Annotated in this window: 17 protein-coding genes; 9 read left to right on the plus strand and 8 right to left on the minus strand. The window is 70.4% G+C overall.

What is annotated here, in order from left to right; translation table 11 throughout:
- Positions 1-67: 67 nt before the first annotated feature.
- From PIQ37_RS13965 to PIQ37_RS13995, 7 genes are all read left to right on the plus strand, one after another.
- Positions 68-1,165 carry an SPOR domain-containing protein gene (locus PIQ37_RS13965; protein WP_342073909.1) on the plus strand — a complete coding sequence of 366 codons (1,098 nt, stop codon included), beginning with the start codon at positions 68-70 and terminating at the stop codon, positions 1,163-1,165.
- A 95-nt stretch (positions 1,166-1,260) separates the two neighbouring features.
- Positions 1,261-2,022 (plus strand): CvpA family protein, encoded by a 762-nt coding sequence (locus tag PIQ37_RS13970; protein ID WP_017915234.1) that lies wholly within the window; start codon positions 1,261-1,263, stop codon positions 2,020-2,022.
- Between the two features lie 28 nt (positions 2,023-2,050).
- Positions 2,051-3,517 carry an amidophosphoribosyltransferase gene (gene purF, locus PIQ37_RS13975; RefSeq protein ID WP_017913998.1) on the plus strand — a complete coding sequence of 489 codons (1,467 nt, stop codon included), beginning with the start codon at positions 2,051-2,053 and terminating at the stop codon, positions 3,515-3,517.
- Positions 3,518-3,545: 28 nt separating this feature from the next.
- Positions 3,546-4,094, plus strand: a complete 549-nt coding sequence (locus PIQ37_RS13980; RefSeq protein ID WP_342073910.1) for a hypothetical protein — start codon at positions 3,546-3,548, stop codon at positions 4,092-4,094.
- Positions 4,091-4,897: a ferritin-like domain-containing protein gene (locus tag PIQ37_RS13985; protein WP_407136708.1), complete on the plus strand. Its 807-nt coding sequence runs from the start codon at positions 4,091-4,093 to the stop codon at positions 4,895-4,897. Before PIQ37_RS13980 ends, PIQ37_RS13985 begins: the two co-directional genes overlap by 4 nt.
- Positions 4,898-5,126: 229 nt before the next feature.
- Positions 5,127-6,371: a zinc-dependent metalloprotease gene (locus tag PIQ37_RS13990; protein ID WP_342073911.1), complete on the plus strand. Its 1,245-nt coding sequence runs from the start codon at positions 5,127-5,129 to the stop codon at positions 6,369-6,371.
- A 114-nt stretch (positions 6,372-6,485) separates the two neighbouring features.
- The gene (locus PIQ37_RS13995) at positions 6,486-7,010 is read left to right on the plus strand and encodes a hypothetical protein (RefSeq protein ID WP_407136710.1); all 525 of its coding nucleotides are present in this window, start codon (positions 6,486-6,488) and stop codon (positions 7,008-7,010) included.
- 311 nt (positions 7,011-7,321) lie between these two features.
- Here the strand turns inward: PIQ37_RS13995 and lpxH are convergent, their stop codons facing one another.
- From lpxH to PIQ37_RS14035, 8 genes are all read right to left on the minus strand, one after another.
- On the minus strand, positions 7,322-8,059 hold the full coding sequence (lpxH, locus tag PIQ37_RS14000) for a UDP-2,3-diacylglucosamine diphosphatase (protein ID WP_342073912.1): 738 nt from the start codon (positions 8,057-8,059) through the stop codon (positions 7,322-7,324).
- Positions 8,060-8,275: 216 nt separating this feature from the next.
- Positions 8,276-8,800, minus strand: coding sequence for a phosphatase PAP2 family protein (locus PIQ37_RS14005; protein WP_342073913.1), 525 nt, complete (start codon positions 8,798-8,800; stop codon positions 8,276-8,278).
- Positions 8,784-9,917: a glycosyltransferase family 4 protein gene (locus tag PIQ37_RS14010; protein ID WP_342073914.1), complete on the minus strand. Its 1,134-nt coding sequence runs from the start codon at positions 9,915-9,917 to the stop codon at positions 8,784-8,786. The genes PIQ37_RS14005 and PIQ37_RS14010 overlap by 17 nt, the downstream gene beginning before the upstream one ends.
- Before the next feature lie 393 nt (positions 9,918-10,310).
- Complete coding sequence (gene ppx, locus PIQ37_RS14015; RefSeq protein WP_342073915.1) at positions 10,311-11,837, minus strand: exopolyphosphatase; 1,527 nt, start codon at positions 11,835-11,837, stop codon at positions 10,311-10,313.
- A gap of 55 nt (positions 11,838-11,892) precedes the next feature.
- Positions 11,893-13,992, minus strand: coding sequence for a polyphosphate kinase 1 (ppk1, locus tag PIQ37_RS14020; protein ID WP_342073916.1), 2,100 nt, complete (start codon positions 13,990-13,992; stop codon positions 11,893-11,895).
- An 11-nt stretch (positions 13,993-14,003) separates the two neighbouring features.
- Positions 14,004-15,329 (minus strand): phosphate regulon sensor histidine kinase PhoR, encoded by a 1,326-nt coding sequence (gene phoR, locus PIQ37_RS14025; RefSeq protein WP_017907839.1) that lies wholly within the window; start codon positions 15,327-15,329, stop codon positions 14,004-14,006.
- Between the two features lie 64 nt (positions 15,330-15,393).
- On the minus strand, positions 15,394-16,083 hold the full coding sequence (phoB, locus tag PIQ37_RS14030; protein WP_017907838.1) for a phosphate regulon transcriptional regulator PhoB: 690 nt from the start codon (positions 16,081-16,083) through the stop codon (positions 15,394-15,396).
- An 83-nt stretch (positions 16,084-16,166) separates the two neighbouring features.
- The gene (locus tag PIQ37_RS14035; RefSeq protein ID WP_342073917.1) at positions 16,167-17,810 is read right to left on the minus strand and encodes a M48 family metalloprotease; all 1,644 of its coding nucleotides are present in this window, start codon (positions 17,808-17,810) and stop codon (positions 16,167-16,169) included.
- Positions 17,811-17,958: 148 nt separating this feature from the next.
- Between PIQ37_RS14035 and grxC the strand changes: the two genes are divergently transcribed.
- A complete protein-coding gene (gene grxC, locus PIQ37_RS14040) occupies positions 17,959-18,270 on the plus strand; it encodes a glutaredoxin 3 (RefSeq protein WP_152243156.1) in 312 nt (103 codons plus the stop codon).
- Complete coding sequence (locus PIQ37_RS14045) at positions 18,267-18,680, plus strand: carboxymuconolactone decarboxylase family protein (protein ID WP_017907835.1); 414 nt, start codon at positions 18,267-18,269, stop codon at positions 18,678-18,680. Before grxC ends, PIQ37_RS14045 begins: the two co-directional genes overlap by 4 nt.
- Positions 18,681-18,718: the final 38 nt, after the last annotated feature.

Here is an 18,718-nt window from a genome sequence, read left to right on the forward strand (position 1 = left end):
CCGCCTCCGCGCGGGCCCACCTTATAATCGGCACGGCACTCCGCCACGCCGCCCCCTCAGCCTTTCCGTGGATACCGTCCTGAAACAGCGATTGATTGGCGCCCTTGTCCTGGTAGCGCTCGCCGTGATCTTCCTGCCGATGCTGGTGAAGGGGCCTGCGCCCGACAGCGGCGTGGCCAACGTCCCGCTGAAGGCGCCCGAGGCGCCGGCCGACGGCCAGTTCGAGACCCGCGAGCTGCCGCTGGTGACCCCGGGCGACGCACCCAGTGGCGGGGCGGTGGGCATGGCCAAGGCGCCGGGCGCCGCCGCTGCGCCAGCCGCCGCGCCGGCGCCGGTCAAGGACAACCCCGATGCCGCCGACCTGGCCGATCCGGCCGCCGGCAGCGCCGCGCAACCGTTGCCGCCGAGCACCGCCGCCGGCAACTACGCGGTGAATTTCGGCGCCTATGCCACCGCCGCCGATGCCGATGCGGTGATCGCGCGGCTCAAGCAGGCGCAGCTGCCGGGCTTCCGCGAGCAGGCCACGATCGGCGGGCGCCAGGCCTGGCGGGTGCGGATCGGACCGTATGCCGATCGCGCCCAGGCCGAATCCGTGCGCCTGCAGGCGGTCAAGGTCCGCAACGACGTCAACGCCCAGGTGGTGACCCTGGATGCGGCGCCGAGCAACGCCACTCCGGTGAGCGCCGCGCCTGCCGCCGGCAGCAATGTCGCCACCGCCGCGCCCGCCGCCCCGGCCAGGACCGAGGCGCTGCCGCCGGAGCCGGCCAAGCCGGTCGCCACCGCCAAGCCGGCGACGCCGCCGGCGACCAAGCCCGAACCGGCCAAGCCGGCGGCGACCAAGCCCGAACCCGCCAAGCCCGTGGCGACCCCGACCACCACCGCGGCCGCCAAGCCGGCGCCGAGCGTGCCGGCTGCGCCTGCCGCTTCCGGTACCGGCTTCGCCGTGCAGCTGGGCGCGTTCGGCAAGGCTGAGGACGCCAATGCCCTGCGCGACAAGGTGCGCGCGGCCGGCTTCAGCGCCTTCGTCGAGCAGGTGCGCACCGACAAGGGCGCGCTGAACCGGGTGCGGGTCGGCCCGGTCGCCAACCGCGCCGATGCCGAGCAGTTGCGCGCCCAGGTGGCAGCCAAGGTCGGCATCAGCGGTATGGTACGTCCACATCCTTGATTGGGCCGCGGCCCATGGAGTAGCACGATGGTCCAGGGAAGGCAGGCGCGACGCGCGATCGGCGCGATGCAGCGGCTCGGCCGCGGGAGGCGCGCATGATCGACATGGTGCTGTTGACGGTGATCCTGGTCTCGGCCCTGCTCGGGGCCCTGCGCGGGTTCGTCGGCATCGTGGTCGGCACGCTGTCCTGGTTCCTGGCCGGCTGGGCCACGTTCCAGTTCGGCGGCAATGCCGGGCAGTGGCTGGCCAACGGGTCCCGGCCGAGCATGAGCTACTACCTGGGCGGCTACGCGCTGACCTTCGTCACGGTGATGGCGGTGGTCGGCATCACCGGCATGGTGATCCGCACCGCGGTGCGCTCGACCGCGCTATCGGGCACCGACCGCGCGCTCGGCTTCGGCCTGGGTGCGGCGCGGGGCGGCTTCTTCGCCGCGGTGCTGGCGTTCCTGATGAGCTTCACCCCGCTGACCCGCGAGCCGGACTGGCAGCATTCCATGGTGCTGCCGGTGCTCAACCCGGGCGTGGGCTGGATGCGCGCGCAGATACCGGACTGGCACATGCCGCAGATGCCGCAGATGAACCTGTCGCAGATGCCGCAACTGAACGTGTCGCAGATGAATTTGGGCAACTTGCCCGCGGCAGGCGATAATGCCGCGCTGGGCAACGCCCTGCAGGCCAGTGGGCTGCAGGAGATGATGTCCAAGGCCCTGGGACGTCCCGGGGTGCGGTCCGCGCAGCCCGGGGGCGATCCGTCGCAACTGATGCCCGCGAACATCGATCCGGCGCAGGCGCGTCCGGCGCAATTCGACCCGGCACGGGTCGAACCCAACGGCCAGGCACGGCCACCTTCCCAATAGCGGCATCCCCGCCGCGGAGAGCGTTGACATGTGTGGCATCGTCGGAATCGTCGGCAACCAGAACGTGGCCGGGCAACTCTATGACGGCCTGGCCGTGCTGCAGCACCGCGGCCAGGACGCGGCGGGCATCGCCACCGCCGACGGTACGCGTCTGCGCGTGCAGAAGGCCAACGGGCTGGTCCGCGACGTCTTCGACGAGAAGCGCATGGCGGTGCTGGAAGGCCGCGTCGGCATCGCCCATTGCCGCTATCCGACCGCCGGCTCGGAAGGCATGGACGAGGCGCAGCCGTTCTACGTGAATTCGCCGTACGGCATCGCGCTGGCCCACAACGGCAACCTGGTCAATACCGAGGCCCTGCGCCAGCAGGTGTTCGAGGCCGACCGCCGCAACATCAACACCGATTCGGACAGCGAAGTGCTGCTGAACGTGTTCGCCTACGAACTGGACGCGCAGCGCATGCTCACCCCGGAGGCGGCGATCCGCGCCGTGGCCGGCGTGCACCGCCGCTGCAAGGGCGGCTATGCGGTGGTCAGCGTGGTGCTGGGCCTGGGCCTGGTCGCGTTCCGCGATCCGCACGGCATCCGTCCGCTGGTGCTGGGCAAGCGCGAGAGCGTGGAGGGCGACGAGTACATCGTCGCCTCCGAGTCCTCGGCGCTGGACATCCTCGGCTTCACCCGCGTGCGCGACGTGCGCCCCGGCGAAGCGCTGGTGATCACCGGCCGCGGCGAGCTGTTCTCCGAGGTCTGCGCCTCGCCCACCGACCACACCCCGTGCATCTTCGAGTACGTGTACTTCGCGCGGCCGGACTCGATGATCGACAACGTCTCGGTGCACAAGGCGCGCATGCGCATGGGCATGAAGCTGGGCGAGAAGATTCTGCGCCTGCGCCCGGACCACGACATCGACACCATCATCCCGATCCCGGACACCTCGCGCGACGCCGCGCTGGAGATCTCCAACGTGCTCGGGGTGAAGTACCGCGAGGGCTTCGTCAAGAACCGCTACATCGGCCGCACCTTCATCATGCCGGGGCAGGGCGAGCGGGTGAAGTCGGTGCGCCGCAAGCTCAACCCGATCCACCTGGAATTCCGCAACCGCGTGGTGCTGCTGGTCGACGATTCGATCGTGCGCGGCACCACCAGCCGGCAGATCGTGCAGATGGCGCGCGACGCCGGCGCGCGCAAGGTGTACCTGGCCAGCGCCGCGCCGCCGGTGCGCTATCCCAACATCTACGGCATCGACATGCCGGCCGCCGACGAACTGGTCGCGCATGGCCGCAGCGAGCAGGAGATCCAGGAATTCCTCGGCTGCGACTGGCTGATCTACCAGGACCTGGAAGACCTGGAGACCGCGGTGCGCGAGGGCAACCCGGAACTGAAGGCGTTCGACTCCTCGTGCTTCAACGGCCAGTACACCACCGGCATCGAACCCGGCTATTTCGAGCGGATCATGCAGCTGCGCTCGGACGAGGCCAAGCGCAAGCGCCGTGCCTGAGTCCCGCCGCCGCGCCCGGGCGCGGCGCATGCTCGCGCTGGCGGGCCTGGCCGCGCTGTGCGGCGGCTGCACTGCTGACGACGCCACGCGGCCGGTGCAGGCGCTGGACGACCCGCGCCTGCGCGACGGCAGCGTGCCGAGTGCGCAGTTGACCATGCTGCAGCTGTACATGGCCCCGGACCAGTTGGCGGTGCTGCAGCCGGGCTACCGCGCACCGCTGGCGATCGCCGGCGCGCAGCGCATCGGCGAGGACCTGCTGCTCCTGCGCCTGCGTGCGCAGCGCTCCTCCGACGACGTGCGCGCCGATGCGCCGCAGTGGGGGTATGCCGTGGATTGCCGCGACGGCACGGCGCGCCTGCTCGCCGCCGGCATCGGCGTCGACGCCGGCTGGCCGTCGAGCGCACCGCTGGCCAACATCCCCGAACCGCCTGCGGCCGACCGCCGCAGTGCCTTCGCCCTGGCCTGCGCGCATCGCGTGGACTGTGTGTTCAAGGTGCCCGGCAACCGCTGCGAGCAGGCCCAGCGCACCTGGCTGCAACGGCGGCAGGCGGCAGCGCATCCGTCGGTGGTGCCGTGAACGGCGACCTGTACCAGGCCGCGCGCGCCTGCCTGGACGCCGCCGACCCCGACGAGAAGGTCGCGCTGACCCAGCGCCATGCCGCGGCCTGGCGCGACGGCGCGCTCGCGGTGCCGGCCGCGGCGCCGGCGCCCGAGCCGATCCGCATGCCGGGGCGGCCGCCGCGGCCGCTGCTGGTGCATCCGCGCGAGTTGCCACGGCGCGGCCTCGGCAGCGCCGAGGGCCGTGCGGCGTTCATCCACGCCATCGCCCACATCGAGCTCAACGCCATCGACCTGGCCTGGGACGCGGTCTACCGCTTCCGCGGCCTGCCGCCGGCGTTCTACGCCGATTGGGTGGCGGTGGCGGACGACGAATCGCGCCATTTCGTGCTGCTGCACGACCGCCTGCGCGCGCTGGGCCATGCCTACGGCGATTTCGCCGCGCACAACGGCCTGTGGGAGATGTGCGAGAAGACCGCGCACGACGGCCTGGCGCGGATGGCGCTGGTGCCGCGCGTGCTGGAGGCGCGCGGCCTGGACGTGACCCCGGGCATGATCGCCAAGCTGCGCGCGCTCGGCGACGACGCCACCGCCGACATCCTGGACATCATCCTGCGCGAGGAAGTGGCGCACGTGGCCGCCGGCTCGCGCTGGTACCGCTGGTACTGCGCGCAGGCGGGGATCGAGCCGCGCGCCCGCTTCGCCGCCTTGCTGCGCGAGTACGCCGGCGGCTACCTGCACGGCCCGTTCAACCTGCAGGCGCGCCTGCTGGCCGGGTTCGACGAGGACGAATTGCTGGCGCTGCAGCAGCAGGCCGGCTGAGGCAGCGTTCCCCGCGGCGCGGCGCGCGTGTCGCGTCAACGCGCAGGCGGCTGCATGAACGGCGGCGCGCGCGTTCTGTGACGCCTATCTCCGAGCGGAGACCCCGCTGCATTTGTTGCTTGCGCTGAACGGTGGCTGAGCGGCTAATCGAACTCCCCCGCGCGGCCTCCCCCGTTTCCGGCCGCGCGCGGGGCGACGTTCGTCCCTACTCACCACCCAGGAGTCCGACATGAAGTCGATGTGCAGCCTTACCGCGATGCTTGCCCTGTGTGTCGCCGGTTCCGCCTCCGCGGCCGGAACGCCCCTGTTCCAGAGCAGCCAGTACGTCTCCAAGTCCATTGCCGGCGAGCCGGCGCTGAGTCGCCTGCTGGCCAATCCCGCCACCGGCGCGGTGCAGCGGGTCGGCGTGAACGCCGCCGCGGTCACCGCCGGACAGAAGCAACTCGAGCTGGACCTGCTGGGCCAGCGCATCACCGCCACGCAGTTGAAGACCGAGCAATTGGAAGGCGGCAACAGCATCTGGTACGGCAATCTCGGCAATGCCGCGGCGGCACGGACCCGTGCGCTGTCCGGCCTGGATCCGCTGAACTCGGCGATCCTGGTGCGCAGCGGCGACACCATCACCGGCAGCATCCGCAGCAACGGCACGCTGTTCCACCTGCGTCCGATCGTCGGCGGCGGCCATGTGCTGGTGGAAGTCGACGAACGGCGCATGCCGGCCGAGCATCCGGCCGACTACGCGCTGCTGCCGACCGTGCAGATGCCGCAGTCGGTGATCGACGAACGCGTGACCGCCGCCGGCGCCTCGTCGGGCTCGCCCGCGACCATCCGCGTGCTGGTGGTGGCGACCAACAAGGCGGTGACCAGCTACGGCGGCAACATGCAGTCGCTGGTGCAGCTGGCGGTGGCCGAGTCCAACCAGGGCTACACCAACAGCAACGTCGGCATCACCATGCAGCTGGCCGGCTACGAGACCACCAACTACACCGAGTCCGGCGACTTCAACACCGACCTGACCCGCTTCCGCGGCACCAGCGACGGCTACATGGACAGCATCCATACCTCGCGCAACAGCACCGCGGCCGACGTCGGCGTGCTGATCATCGACAACTCCGCCTATTGCGGCCTCGCCTCGGGCATCGGTTCCACCGCCGCCACCGCGTTCGCGGCGGTGTACTGGGATTGCGCCACCGGCTACTACAGCTTCGCCCACGAGATCGGCCACCTGCAGAGCGCGCGCCACGACGTGGCCACCGACTCCAGCACCTCGCCGTACGCCTATGGCCACGGCTATCGCTACGGCAACAGCTGGCGCACGATCATGGCCTACAACTGCACCAGCAGCTGCCCGCGGCTGAACTACTGGTCCAACCCGAACGTGTCCTACAACGGCGTGCCGATGGGCAATGCCAGCACCGCCGACAACCAGCGCGTGCTGGTCAACACCAAGGCGACGGTGGCCGGGTTCCGTTGAGCCGGCCCGCGCGTGGCGCAGGCCGCACGCCTGCGCCACGTGCAGCGAAGACGGCCGGAGCGGGCGCGGCGGCGTCCGCTTCGGCTATGCTGGGAAGCGGCGCCGGCGCGGCCGGTGCCGACCGACTTCCTGGGATCGACGATGTTCAAGCGCATGCGACTGCCGGCCGCGCTGCTGCTGGCGATGCTGAGCGCGGGCTGCGGCCCCGCTCCCGACCGGCAGACCGATACCCCGTCGCCGACCGCCAAGACCGACGCGCCGCGGGCGACCCTGCCGGCCGCACCGGCCGACACCTTCGACGGGAACCGCGCGATGGACGTGTTGCAGGCGCGCCTGTCCGCCGATCATGCCTATCCCGACCTGCAGTGCCTGGGCTATGCCGTCGAGGACGACGAGGACGCCGCCTCCGCTGCAGCGTCTGCAGCGGCCGCACCCGAGGCCGCCGCGCCGGCGGCGATCGAGATCGCCGTACGCGAGAAGCACGGCGACGGCTGCCCGGGCGACCCGCAGACCGAGCCGGTCCGCGACCGCTTCCGCGTCGAGCGCTCCGGCGCGATCCAGTGGTACGACGTGGTCGACGGCGACTTCGTCGAATACGCGCAGTGGCGACAGCAGCAAGCCGGTGGCGGCTCGCCCTGAGCGGCGGATTTTCGCAACGCGTCACGCGTGTGGTCGCGGCGGTGCGCGGCCAGGAAATGCCGGTGAAGGGAGATGGCCCGGATGTGAGTGGTGTCGGCGTCGCGCGGGTTGCAGGGCCGATAGCCGCATTCCATGAGGTGGGCAAAGACGGCCAGATGCGCTTGGACGCCGTCATCAGCGGCCCTGCGGAATCCGGGGCCGAAGCGCTATTCGGCGCCGTCCTGCAGCCGCGCCGCGGTCGCAGGGAAATGCGTTGCCGCGAAGTGCCGGGTGCATCGCCGGGCTGCGCGCGGGCGCGCCGGACGCTGGCGCTAGAGCTGTTGCAGCTGGCAGCCCTGCGCGTTCACGCGCAGCACCGAACCCTGTTGGTACCAGTCGCCGAGCACGATGCGAGTGCAGGCGCGGCCCTCCACGTCCAGCGTGTGCACCGCCGGCCGGTGGGTGTGGCCATGGATCATCCGCGCCACGCCGTAGCGGGCGAAGGTGGCGGCGACCTCGGCCGGCGCCACGTCGGTGACGGTCTCGAACTGCGCGCGGTCGCCCTGCTTCAGGTCGGCCTGGCGGGCCTGGCTGGCGGCGCGTGCCTGCTGCGCGTAGGCGATGCGCGCGGCCAGCGGCTGCGCCAGGAACTGCTGCTGGAAGGCCGGGTCGCGGGTCTGCGCGCGGAACGTCTGGTAGGCGGTGTCGTCGGTGCACAGCAGATCGCCGTGCAGCAGCAGGGTCGGCTCGCCGTACAGATCGATCACGCAGGGATCGGGCAGCAGGCGCAGGCCGGCGCGCTGCGCGTAGTCGGCGCCGAGCAGGAAGTCGCGGTTGCCGTGCATGAAGAACAGCGGCACCCCTGCCTCATGCAGCGCGTGCAGTTCCACCGCCACCGCATCGGCCGCCTCGGACGGCGTGTCGTCGCCGATCCAGGCCTCGAACAGGTCGCCGAGGATGTACAACGCCTCGGCCTGCCGCGCCTCGCCGCGCAGGAAGTCGAGAAACAGCGCGGTGATCGCCGGCCGTGCCGGGTCCAGATGCAGGTCGGAGATGAACAGCGTGGTCATTCGGCCATTGTAGTACGGCCGGGATTGGGGATTCGGGATTTGGGATTGGATAACGGATGCGGGCGCAGGCGTCGCGGTGCTTTGCGTAGGAGCGGCTTCAGCCGCGACCCGTTGGCCTTGCATGCGTCGCGGCTGAAGCCGCTCCTACGCTGACTGCCGGGATGGCCGGACGCCATCCCGAATCCCCAATCCCCAATCCCCAATCCCGGCTCCTCATCAAACCAACCACAACGACACGCCCGCCAACACCGCGCCGATGCCGGTGGCGGCGAGCACGTCGCTGGGGTAGTGCAGGCCCAGCACCACCCGCGACAGCGCCACGCAGGCGATGAAGGGCACTAGCAGCGGCGCCAGCCAGGGGTAGTAGGCGAGGGCGACGATGCCGAAGGACACCGCGTGCAGGGTGTGGCCGGAGGGGAAGCTGAACTCGTCCAGCGGCGCCACCCAGGCGCGGATGCGCATATCGGCGGCGTACGGACGCGGGCGGCGGGTCCAGCGCTTCAGACCCTTGTACAGGCTCAGCGCGACCACGCCGGTGGCGGCCATGTGCGCGGAGGCGAACACGCCGTCCATGCCGTCGCACAGCACCAGCAGGGTCATCAGCGCGTACCAGAACACGCCGTCGCCGAGGCGGCTGATCACCGCGAAGAAGCGCCGCACCGAGCGCCGCCGGCACCAGTGGTTGGCGCGCCGGCACCAGCGGGTCTCGTGCCCGCGCAGGATCTCAAGCCGCGTCGACATGCGTCCTCCGGGTGTCCGCCAGTTGGTTGAGCAGGGCATCGAAATCGGCCACCACGCGCTCCGGGCGCAGTTGCTGCATCGACGCGCAGGCCGCCTCGCCCAGGTGCCGGCGCAGCGCGTCGTCGCTGCCCAGGCGCAGCGCGGAGGCGATGAAGGCCTCGTCGTCGGCCACCGCCGCACCATTGATGCCGTCGCGCAGGTATTCGCGCGCCGCGCCGTAGTCGAAGGCGACGGTGGCGACGCCGCTGGCCATCGCTTCCAGGGTCACGTTGCCGAAGGTCTCGCTGCGGCTGGGGAACAGGAACAGGTCGCCGCTGGCGAAATGTCGCGCCAGCGCGTCGCCGCGCTGGATGCCGCAGAAGATGAAGTCGGGATTCTCCTGCGCCAGGCGCTCGCGCAGCGGGCCGTCGCCGACCCAGACGAAGCGCGCCCGCGGACGCTGCTGCTGCAACTGGCGGAATGCGCGTACCGCCAGCGGCAGATTCTTCTCCGAGGCGATGCGGCCCACGTAGAGCACTGCGCAGTCGTCGTCCTGCATGCCCCACTGCGCGCGCAACTGCGCATCGCGGCGCTGCGGCTCGAACTGCTTGCTGTCCACCGCGCGCGCCAGCAGGCGCACCCGCTCGAATCCCTGGGTGGCGAGGAAGTCGCGCAGTTCGCGGGTCGGCACCAGGGTCGCCTGGGCCTGGTTGTGGAAGCGCCGCATCCAGCGCAGCGCCGTCGACTGCAGCCAGGCCACGCCGTACTGCGGCAGGTACTCGTCGAAGCGGGTGTGGAAGCCGGTGGCGATCGGAATGCCCAGGCGCCGCGCGCTGCGCAGCGCCGACCAGCCCAGCGGGCCTTCGGTGGCGATGTACACCGCATCCGGCGGCGCCGCCTGCCACAGCTTGGTCAGGCGCCGCGGCGCGGGCAGGCCGAACTTCAGTCCGGGATAGCGCGGCAGCGCCGCACCGCGCACCAGCCGCAGATCCGCCGGGTCGGCGTCGCCGGGCTGGCGCGGACGCACCACGTCGACGGTATGGCCGCGTGCGCGCAGCCCCAGTTCCAGCCCCTGCACGGTCAGCGCGACGCCGTTGACCTCAGGGGGATACGTCTCGGTGACGATCGCGTAGCGCATGCGGGGGCTCCGGTTTGACAAATCCTCGCGCAATGCAGTGAAGCGAACATGTCCAGCGCATGTAGGAACGATGACGCCAAAAGCGGGGATTGGGGATTCGGGATTGGGGATTCGGGGTTTTCGCAAGTGCGTCGCCGTGCCGCTTTTCTGTGGGAGGGGCTTCAGCCCCGACGCGGTATCGGTAAGGCGTCGGGGCTGAAGCCCCTCCCACAAAAAAGCCGCGGTGTCGCGGCTTCGCGAGGAGCGGCTTTTCTTTCCAAAAACGGCACTTTTTTCATCAAATCGCTTGACCACGATTTGACCGCGGACAGCATGCTGCCGTCCCGAATCCCGAATCCCGAATCCCGAATCCCGAATCCCGAATCCCGAATCCCGAATCCCGAATCCCAGCCCTCAAGCCACAAACGGCCGGAAGTTGATCCCCAACCCGGCCATGCCCTCGACCTCGCCGATCAGGTCGGCACGCTGCAACGGCCGCGACTCGATCCACGGCTGCGACAGGATCAGGTGCAGGTTGGCGCCATCGGCTTTCAGTTCCAGCGCCGGGATCGGGTCGGCCTCGTGCGCGCGGTGCAGCAGCACCGCCAGGCGCAGCAGCGCGGCCTTGCGTTTGGCGCTGAGCAGCAGGCGGTCGGGCAGTGCGTCGAACGCGGTCTTGGACACGTTGCGGCGGTGCGTGCGCACCAGCGTGGCCAGCACCTGCTGCTCCTGCCGCGAGAAGCCGGCGATGTCCGAGTGCTCCAGCACGTAGGCGCCGTGCACGTGGTACTGGCTGTGCGCGATGGCCTGGCCGAGCTCGTGCAGGCGCGCGGCCCAGCCGAGCATGCGCGCGTCGTCGGCATCCAGCGCCCAATCGCCGGCGACCTGCTCGAACAGCGCCATCGCGGTGTGCTCCACGCGCGCGGCCTGCGCCTCGTCGATGCCGTAGCGCTGGGTCAGCGCGGCGATCGCGGTTTCGCGCGGATCGTTCTCGCCGCCGCGGCCGAGCATGTCGTAGAGGATGCCTTCGCGCATGGCCGCCTTGCTCACCATCAGCCGTTGCAGGCCCAGGGCCTGGAACGCCGCCTCCAGCACCAGCACGCCGCCGGCGATGATCGGCCGGCGGTCGGTGGACAGGCCGGGCAGGTCGATGTCCTCGATGCGCTTGGCCAGCAGCAGGCGGTCGCGCAGTTGCGGCAGCGCTTCGGCGGTGATCGCGCCCTTGGTCAGCTTCATCGCCGCGCAGATCTCGCCGATCGCCTTGTGCGTGCCCGACGAGCCGAGCGCCTCGTGCCAGCCCAGCGCACGGTACTGCCCGGCGAACTGCTGGAACTCCGCGCCGATCTCGGTCAGCGCGTCCTTCCACTTCTTCTTGGACAGCTTGCCGCCCGGGAAGAAGCGCCGCGTGCTGGCGATGCAGCCGGCCTGCAGGCTCTCGCGTTCCAGGGTCTGGAAGCCGCTGCCGATGATGAACTCGGTGGAGCCGCCGCCGATGTCGATCACCAGGCGGCGCTCGTCCGGCTTGGGCGGCTGCGCGTGGGCCACGCCGAGGTAGATCAGGCGCGCTTCCTCGCGGCCGCTGACCACTTCGATCGGATGGCCGAGCGCGGTTTCGCCGGGAATCAGGAAGGTCTGTGGCGAGCGCAGCTGGCGCACGGTGTTGGTCGCCAGCGCGCGTACCCGCAGCGAGGGCAGGTCGCGGATACGCTGGCCGAAGCGCGCCAGGCATTCCAGCGCGCGCTGTCGCGCCTCGGCGGACAGCCCGCCCTTGTTGTCCAGGCCGTCGGCCATGCGCACGGTCTCGCGCAGGCGGTCCACCACCCGCAACTGCCCGAGCTGATAGCGGGCGATGACCATGTGGAAGCTGTTGGAACCCAGGTCGATGGCGGCCAGCAGGTCGCCGTCGCGCAGCGGCGGATGAGTGGGGGAGGTGGCAGGCATGGCGGAATGGTAGCCGATGCGCGGCGCGCGCCGTTGGCGCTGCGCCGCGGTGTGCTCAGAGCCCGTCGAGCAGGGCCAGTTGCGCCGAATGCGGCGGCTGGTCCTGGCCGGGGGCCAGCTTGCGGTAGTTGCCGTCGGCGTCCAGTTCCCAGGCGTTGAGATTGTCGGCCAGGTAGTTCTGCAGCACCTCGCGGTGGATGCGCTTGACCAGGTCCGGATCCAGGATCGGGAAGCCGGTCTCCACGCGCCGCAGCAGGTTGCGTTCCAGCCAGTCGGCGCTGGCGCAGAACAGTTCCGGCGCACCGTCGTTGCCGAACCAGTAGACCCGGCTGTGCTCGAGGAAGCGGCCGACGATCGAGCGCACCCGGATGTTGTCGGAGACGCCCGGCACGCCGGGGCGCAGGGTGCAGGCGCCGCGCACGATCAGGTCGATCTTGACCCCGGCCTGCGAGGCGGCGTACAGCGCGCGGATCACCTGCGGCTCGTTGAGCGCGTTCATCTTGGCGATGATGCGGCCCGGGCGGCCGGCATGCGCCAGCTTGGTCTCGCGTTCGATCCGGTGCAGCACGCCCGGGTGCAGGGTGAAGGGCGATTGCAGCAGGCGCTTGAGGCGGATCTTCGGCGCCAGCCCGGACAACTGCTGGAACAGCAGGTGCACGTCGTTGCCGATGTCGACATCGGCGGTGATCAGGCTCAGGTCGGTGTAGGCGCGCGCGGTACCGCTGTGGTAGTTGCCGGTGCCCAGGTGCACGTAGCGGCGCAGCTTGCGGCCCTCGCGACGCACGATCAGCAGCATCTTGGCGTGGGTCTTGTAGCCGACCACGCCGTACACCACCTGCACGCCGGCTTCCTGCAGACGGTCGGCCAGGCCCAGGTTGGCCTCTTCGTCAAAGCGCGCGCGCAGTTCCACCACCACGGTGACGTCCTTGCCGTTGCGCGCGGCCAGCACCAGCGCATCGACGATCGCCGAGTCCTTGCCGGTGCGGTACAGGGTCTGCTTGATCGCCAGCACGTTGGGGTCGATCGCGGCCTGCTTGATCAGGTCCAGCACCGCGGTGAAGGCGTCGAACGGGTGGTGCAGCAGCACGTCGCCGGCGGCGGCGATCTCGAAGATGCCTTCGCTGTCGCGCAGGGTGCGCGGATTCATCGCCGGATACTTCAGGTCCGGGCGCTGCACCAGGTCGTAGACCTGGTTGACCCGGCTCAGGTTGACCGGGCCGTTGATCCGGTAGACCGCGTTTTCCGGCAGTTCGAAGTTCTGCAGCAGGGTGCGCACGATCGATTTCGGGCAGTCCTCGGCGATTTCCAGCCGCACCGCCGGCCGGTAGCCGCGATTGACCAGTTCGTCGCGCAGCGCCAGCGCAAGGTTCTCCACTTCCTCCTCGTCCACCACCAGTTCCGAGTTGCGGGTGACACGGAACTGGTAGGAACCCATCACCTCCATGCCCGGGAACAGTTCGTCGACGAAGGTGGACAGCACCGAGGACAGGAACACGAAGCTCTGGCCGCCCTCGGCCAGGCTTTCGGGCAACTGGATGATGCGCGGCAGCGAGCGCGGCGCGCGCACGATCGCCAGGTGGCCGACGCGGCCGAACGCGTCGGTGCCCTTGAGCACCACCACGATGTTCAGCGACTTGTTGAGGATCTTCGGGAACGGGTGCGCCGGGTCCAGCCCCAGCGGCGACAGCACCGGCATGATCTCGTTGCGGAAGTAGGCGCGCAGCCAGCGCTTCTGCCGCGCGTTCCAGGAATGCCGGCCGAGCACGCCGATGCCGGCGTCCTTCAGCGCCGGGCGCAGCACCTCGTTCCAGCAGCGGTACTGCAGGTCGACCAGTTGCGCGGCGCGGTCGTGGATCGAGGTGAGGATGGCGTTGGGGCTCATCCCGTCCGGCGCCGGCGGCAGCCCGAATTCCTGCGCGTGGCGCACGGTGGCGGCGCGGATCTCGAAGAACTCGTCGAGGTTGGTGCAGGAGATGCACAGGAAACGCAGCCGCTCCAGCAACGGCACCTGCGGATCCTGCGCCTGCGCCAGCACCCGGAAGTTGAAGTCCAGTTGCGACAGCTCGCGGTTGATGTACAGCGCGGGGTCGCGCAGCGGGTCGCTGGGAATGTCCGGGGGCGGCGTGGGCGGCAGGGCAGGGGCGCGGCGGGGCATGGTGTCTCTCGTTAGGCGGAGGTCAGGGTGGCATGGTCGTGCCGCGGATGCACGCGCCCGGCGCCGAAGTGGCAGGAGAAGGTACTGCCCTTGCCGACTTCGCTCTCGATCTCCAGCCGCGCCTGGTGCAGGCCCAGGACGTGCTTGACGATCGACAGGCCCAGGCCGGTGCCACCGCTCTCGCGCGAGCGGCTGCTGGAGACGCGGTAGAAGCGCTCGGTGATCCGCGGCAGGTGATGCGCGGGAATGCCGTAGCCGCTGTCGCGCACCGCCAGCACCGCGCCATCGCCCTCGCGGGCGAAGGTGATGCGGATGGTGCCGCCGGCCGCGGTATAGCGCACCGCGTTGGTGACCAGGTTGGAGAAGGCGCTGTGCAGTTCCTTGTTGGAGCCGACCAGGTCGCAATCGGCCTCGTCGTGGACCTCGATGCGGTGCCGGCCCTGGCTGTGCGCCTCGGCCTCGCGGCGCAGCGTGGCCAGCATCGGCGCCATCGCGATCGACTCCTCGTTGGCGTGTTCCTGCGATTCCAGCCGCGACAGGGTCAGCAGATCCTCGACCAACTGGGTCATGCGCTGCGACTGCTTGCGCATCTCGGCGATCATCGGCCCCGAATCCGGAAAGTCCTCCGGGTCGAGCATGTCCAGGTAGCCGTGGACCACGGTCAGCGGCGTGCGCAACTCGTGCGAGACGTTGGCGACGAAATCGCGGCGCACCTGCTCCAGTTGCAGCAGCTTGCTGACGTCGCGCGCGACCAGCAGCCAGTGGTCGTCGGAATAGGGAATCAGGCGCAGGTTCAGGCGCAGGCGGTCGTCGACCGGCGAGGGCATGTCCAGCATCGGCTCGGCGTTGCGGCCGCCGCTGAGCCAGTGGGCAAGCGGCATCGGCTGCAGCCGCTCCACCACCGGCGCACCGAGATCGCCGGGGTGGCGCAGGCCGAGCAGGGTGCCGGCCGCCTCGTTGAACCACTGGATGCGCTGGCTGTTGCGGTCCACCACCACCACCGCGTCGGGCAGTGCCGCGGCGGCGGCGCGGTAGGCGCGCAGCATGTCCAGCAGGCGCCGCTTGCGCACGCGCATTTCCGCCTGGCTGCGGTACAACAGCCGGTCCAGTTCGTTCCACACGCCGGTGCCGGCCGGCGGCTCCCAACGCTGGCGCGCGGTCAGCCGCCGCAGCACCCGCCGCAGCCGCCAGTAGTGCCAGCCCATCACCCCCAGCGACATCAGGGTCAGCGCCATCCACACATGGCCGCCGATCCAGCCGATCAGCAACGCCAGCAACAGCAGGCCGGCGAGCGTGCCGAGGGTCTTCAACCAGGCGGAGCGGATGTGGCGGGGCATCGGGAACGCACTCTGTCGCAAAGGATCGTGATCCGTCCGCCGTTATAGCAGGCGAAGGCGGCGGTCAGATGGACGCAGAGAAGCGATAGCCGGAACCGCGGACGGTCTGCACCATGTTTTCCACCGAGAACGGCTCCAGCGTCTTGCGCAGGCGGCGGATGTGCACGTCGATGGTGCGCTCTTCCACGTAGACGCTGCCGCCCCAGACGTGATCGAGCAACTGCGCGCGGCTGTAGACGCGCTCGGGATGGGTCATGAAGAAGTGCAGCAGGCGGTACTCGGTCGGGCCGATCGGCACCGGCGCCTCGCCGGCGAACACCCGGTGCGCGGCGCCGTCGATGCGCAGGCTGCCGACCGAGACGCTGCCGTCCTCGTCGTCCTCGCGGGTGCGGCGCATCACCGCGCGGATCCGCGCCAGCAGCTCGCGTGCCGAGAACGGCTTGACCACGTAGTCGTCGACGCCGGCCTCCAGGCCGCCGACGCGGTCGTTCTCCTCGCCGCGGGCGGTGAGCATGATGATCGGTACTTCGCGGGTCATCGCATCCTTGCGCCAGCGCCGGGCCAGTTCCAGGCCGCTGGTGCCGGGCAGCATCCAGTCCAGCAGGATCAGGTCCGGGACCCGGTCGGCGATCGAGGTCTGCGCTTCGCGGGCATCGCCGGCGTGCACCGGCTCGAAGTCGCCCTTGCGCAGGGCGAACGCGACCATGTCGCGGATGGCCGGTTCGTCGTCGACGATCAGGATGCGTTTCTGCACAACGGCACCGTGGAACTGGGGAGGAAGGTCGCCAGTAGACTACGGTTTTATTACGTTTGAGTGACGCCTGACACGGGCGCGTTTCAGCGCCGTTGCATGTCCGGGTCCTGCACGCCCTGGCGGCGCAGTTCCAGCACCGTCGGGGTGATCGCGGCGATGCGGGCGTCGATGCGCGCGCGCGCCACGTAGTCCAGGTCGCTGCGCTTCTTCAGGTTGCTCAGCTGGATCAGGGCCTGCTCCGGATGCCCGTTCAGGTAGGCCGCCTCGGCGTAGGCCTCGCCGGCCCGGGTGTCGTCGCCGGCCAGTTCGCAGGCGCGGGCGAAGGTGTGCTGGAACACCGGGTCCTCCGCGGCCGCCCCGAGCAACGGCCGCAGCACCGCCTGGGCGCGTTGGCCAGCCTGGCGGCCGCCCTGTTCGTTGAGGGCGGTCGCATAGCTCAGCGCCACCGCCCGGTTGCTGGGCATGCGCTTGACCAGCGCCTCGAAGCGCTGGTCGGCGGCCTGGTTGCGGCCGGCCTTGGCCTCGGCCTCGGCCACCGCCACGGTCAGCCACCAGTTGTCCGGATGTGCCTGCAGCAGGCTTTCCAGCGTCTGCGCGACCTCCTGCGCACTGCCGCCGGCACGCAGCCGGGCCAGCGCCAGGCCATAGCGCTGGGCATCGCTCAGGCCCTGCTTGCTGCCCTGGCGCAGGCCTTCGTACTCGCGGATCGCATCGGCCGGGGTGTTGGCGCTGAACACCCGCAGCCGCTCGCGGGCCCATTCGAACTGGCCGCTGGGGCCGCGCGCGTAGTTGGCGAACGGCAGTTGCAGGCCGCCCGGCAATAGCGGGTTGCTGGGCGCGCCCAGCGGCTGGCTCAGCGACACGTCGTTCGGATCGACCCGCTCCTTCAGGGTGCCGCCGGGCACGCTGGTGGTCAGGGTCAGGGTGTTCTTCTTCATCTGCTCGGCGCGCTCGCGGGCCTCGCTGATGCGGGTGGTGGTGACCGGGTGGGTCATCAGGAAGTCGGGCGTGCTGTAGCCGCCCTGGTTGCCGCGCATCGCCAGCGACATGCGTTCGAAGAAGCCGGCCATCGCGTCGACGTCGTAGCCGCTGCGCGCCAGGGTGCGGATGCCCAGGCGGTCGGCCTCCGATTCGTTGGAGCGGGTGTAGTCGATCTGCCGCTGCTGCATCAGCCCCAGGCCGCTGGCGATCGCCGCCTGGGTGGCGTCGCCGCTGGAGCGCCCACCGGCCTGCTGCGCCGCGACCACCGCGGCGAGCATGCCGAGCAGGATCGGGATCTGGTCGCGCTGCGCCCGCTCCACCCCGCGCAGCACGTGCTGCTGGGTGACGTGGGCGATCTCGTGCGACAGCACCGCGGCCACCTCGTCCTCGCGCTCGGCGGTCAGCACCAGCCCGGCGTTGACCGCCACGTAGCCGCCGAGGGTGGCGAAGGCGTTGATCTGGCGGTCGCGCAGCATGAAGAAGGTGAACTTCTGCTGCGGCTGGTCGCTGTTGGCGCCGAGCCGGGTGCCCATGGTCTGCAGCCAGTCGTCGATCAGCGGGTCCTCGAGCACGTAGCCGTAGCTGCGCAGCTCGGCCAGCATCATCTTGCCGTACTCGGCCTGGCGCGCCGGGGTCAGCAGCTCGCCGGCCGAAGAGCCGATGTCCGGCAGCTTGTTCTCCTGGGCCGGCGCCACGGCGCAGGCGGTGGCCAGGGTGATCGCGAAGGCGAGCGGCAGCAGGCGCAAGACAGGCTCCAGGGGGCAGGCGGACGCCGGGTGGCGGCCGGGACGACGGTGAATCCGGGATGATTCGCAGTGTTGCGGCAGCGGCCTCGAAAATCCACCCGGCCGCTACCATAGTGGCTTGGACCTTCTACACCGCCCGGAGTTTCCCGTGGACAACCCAACTGCCGACACCGGCCACGCCGGCGGCCCGCCGATCACCCTCTATTCCACCGCGATCTGCCCGTACTGCGTGGCGGCCAAGAACTTCCTCAAGAGCAAGGGCCGCACCTGGAACGAGGTGCGGATCGACCTGGACCCCGCCGAGCGCGAGAAGATGGTCGCGCTGGCGCGGCGCACCAGCGTGCCGCAGATCTTCGTCGGCGACGTCCACGTCGGCGGCTACGACGACATGATGGCGCTGCACCGCGCCGGCAAGCTGGAGCCGCTGCTCGACGGCCAGGCCCCCGAGGCGCAGGCATGAGCGGCGCTGCGACGGGCGAGGGCGGCGCATCCGGGGAGGACCGGGTCCGCGCGTTCACCGAGTTCCGCCAGCGCATGAACCAGCGCATCCTGGCCGAGCCGAACCAGGTGGTGCGGCGCTTCTTCGCGCTGGACACCCAGACCTACCAGGCCGGCGCGCTGGACGTGAAGACCAAGGAACTGCTCGGCCTGGTCGCCTCGCTGGTGCTGCGCTGCGACGACTGCATCAGCTACCACGTGGCCCAGTGCAAGGAGGCCGGGGTCAGCCGCGAGGAGTTCTTCGAGACCTTCTCGGTGGGCCTGGTGGTCGGCGGGTCCATCGTGATCCCGCACCTGCGCCGCGCCGTGGACTTCCTCGACACGCTGGAGGCCGGCGAGGCCGCCGCCCCGGCGCAGCACGCGCACGACTGAGCCCGCTTCGGGCTGCCCCGATGGCCACCGGCGCCCGC

Source organism: Xanthomonas protegens (assembly GCF_038442435.1).
Lineage (GTDB): Bacteria > Pseudomonadota > Gammaproteobacteria > Xanthomonadales > Xanthomonadaceae > Xanthomonas_A > Xanthomonas_A sontii.

Bases quoted from the DNA above. Each gene is read 5' to 3' on its own strand.
- PIQ37_RS14045 (WP_017907835.1), top strand. From the start codon at position 18,267: ATGAGCGGCGCTGCGACGGGCGAGGGCGGCGCATCCGGGGAGGACCGG.
- PIQ37_RS13970 (WP_017915234.1), top strand. From the start codon at position 1,261: ATGATCGACATGGTGCTGTTGACGGTGATCCTGGTCTCGGCCCTGCTC.
- PIQ37_RS13980 (WP_342073910.1), top strand. From the start codon at position 3,546: ATGCTCGCGCTGGCGGGCCTGGCCGCGCTGTGCGGCGGCTGCACTGCT.
- PIQ37_RS14005 (WP_342073913.1), bottom strand. From the start codon at position 8,800: ATGTCGACGCGGCTTGAGATCCTGCGCGGGCACGAGACCCGCTGGTGC.
- PIQ37_RS14010 (WP_342073914.1), bottom strand. From the start codon at position 9,917: ATGCGCTACGCGATCGTCACCGAGACGTATCCCCCTGAGGTCAACGGC.
- ppk1 (WP_342073916.1), bottom strand. From the start codon at position 13,992: ATGCCCCGCCGCGCCCCTGCCCTGCCGCCCACGCCGCCCCCGGACATT.
- PIQ37_RS13990 (WP_342073911.1), top strand. From the start codon at position 5,127: ATGAAGTCGATGTGCAGCCTTACCGCGATGCTTGCCCTGTGTGTCGCC.
- phoR (WP_017907839.1), bottom strand. From the start codon at position 15,329: ATGCCCCGCCACATCCGCTCCGCCTGGTTGAAGACCCTCGGCACGCTC.
- ppx (WP_342073915.1), bottom strand. From the start codon at position 11,837: ATGCCTGCCACCTCCCCCACTCATCCGCCGCTGCGCGACGGCGACCTG.
- purF (WP_017913998.1), top strand. From the start codon at position 2,051: ATGTGTGGCATCGTCGGAATCGTCGGCAACCAGAACGTGGCCGGGCAA.
- lpxH (WP_342073912.1), bottom strand. From the start codon at position 8,059: ATGACCACGCTGTTCATCTCCGACCTGCATCTGGACCCGGCACGGCCG.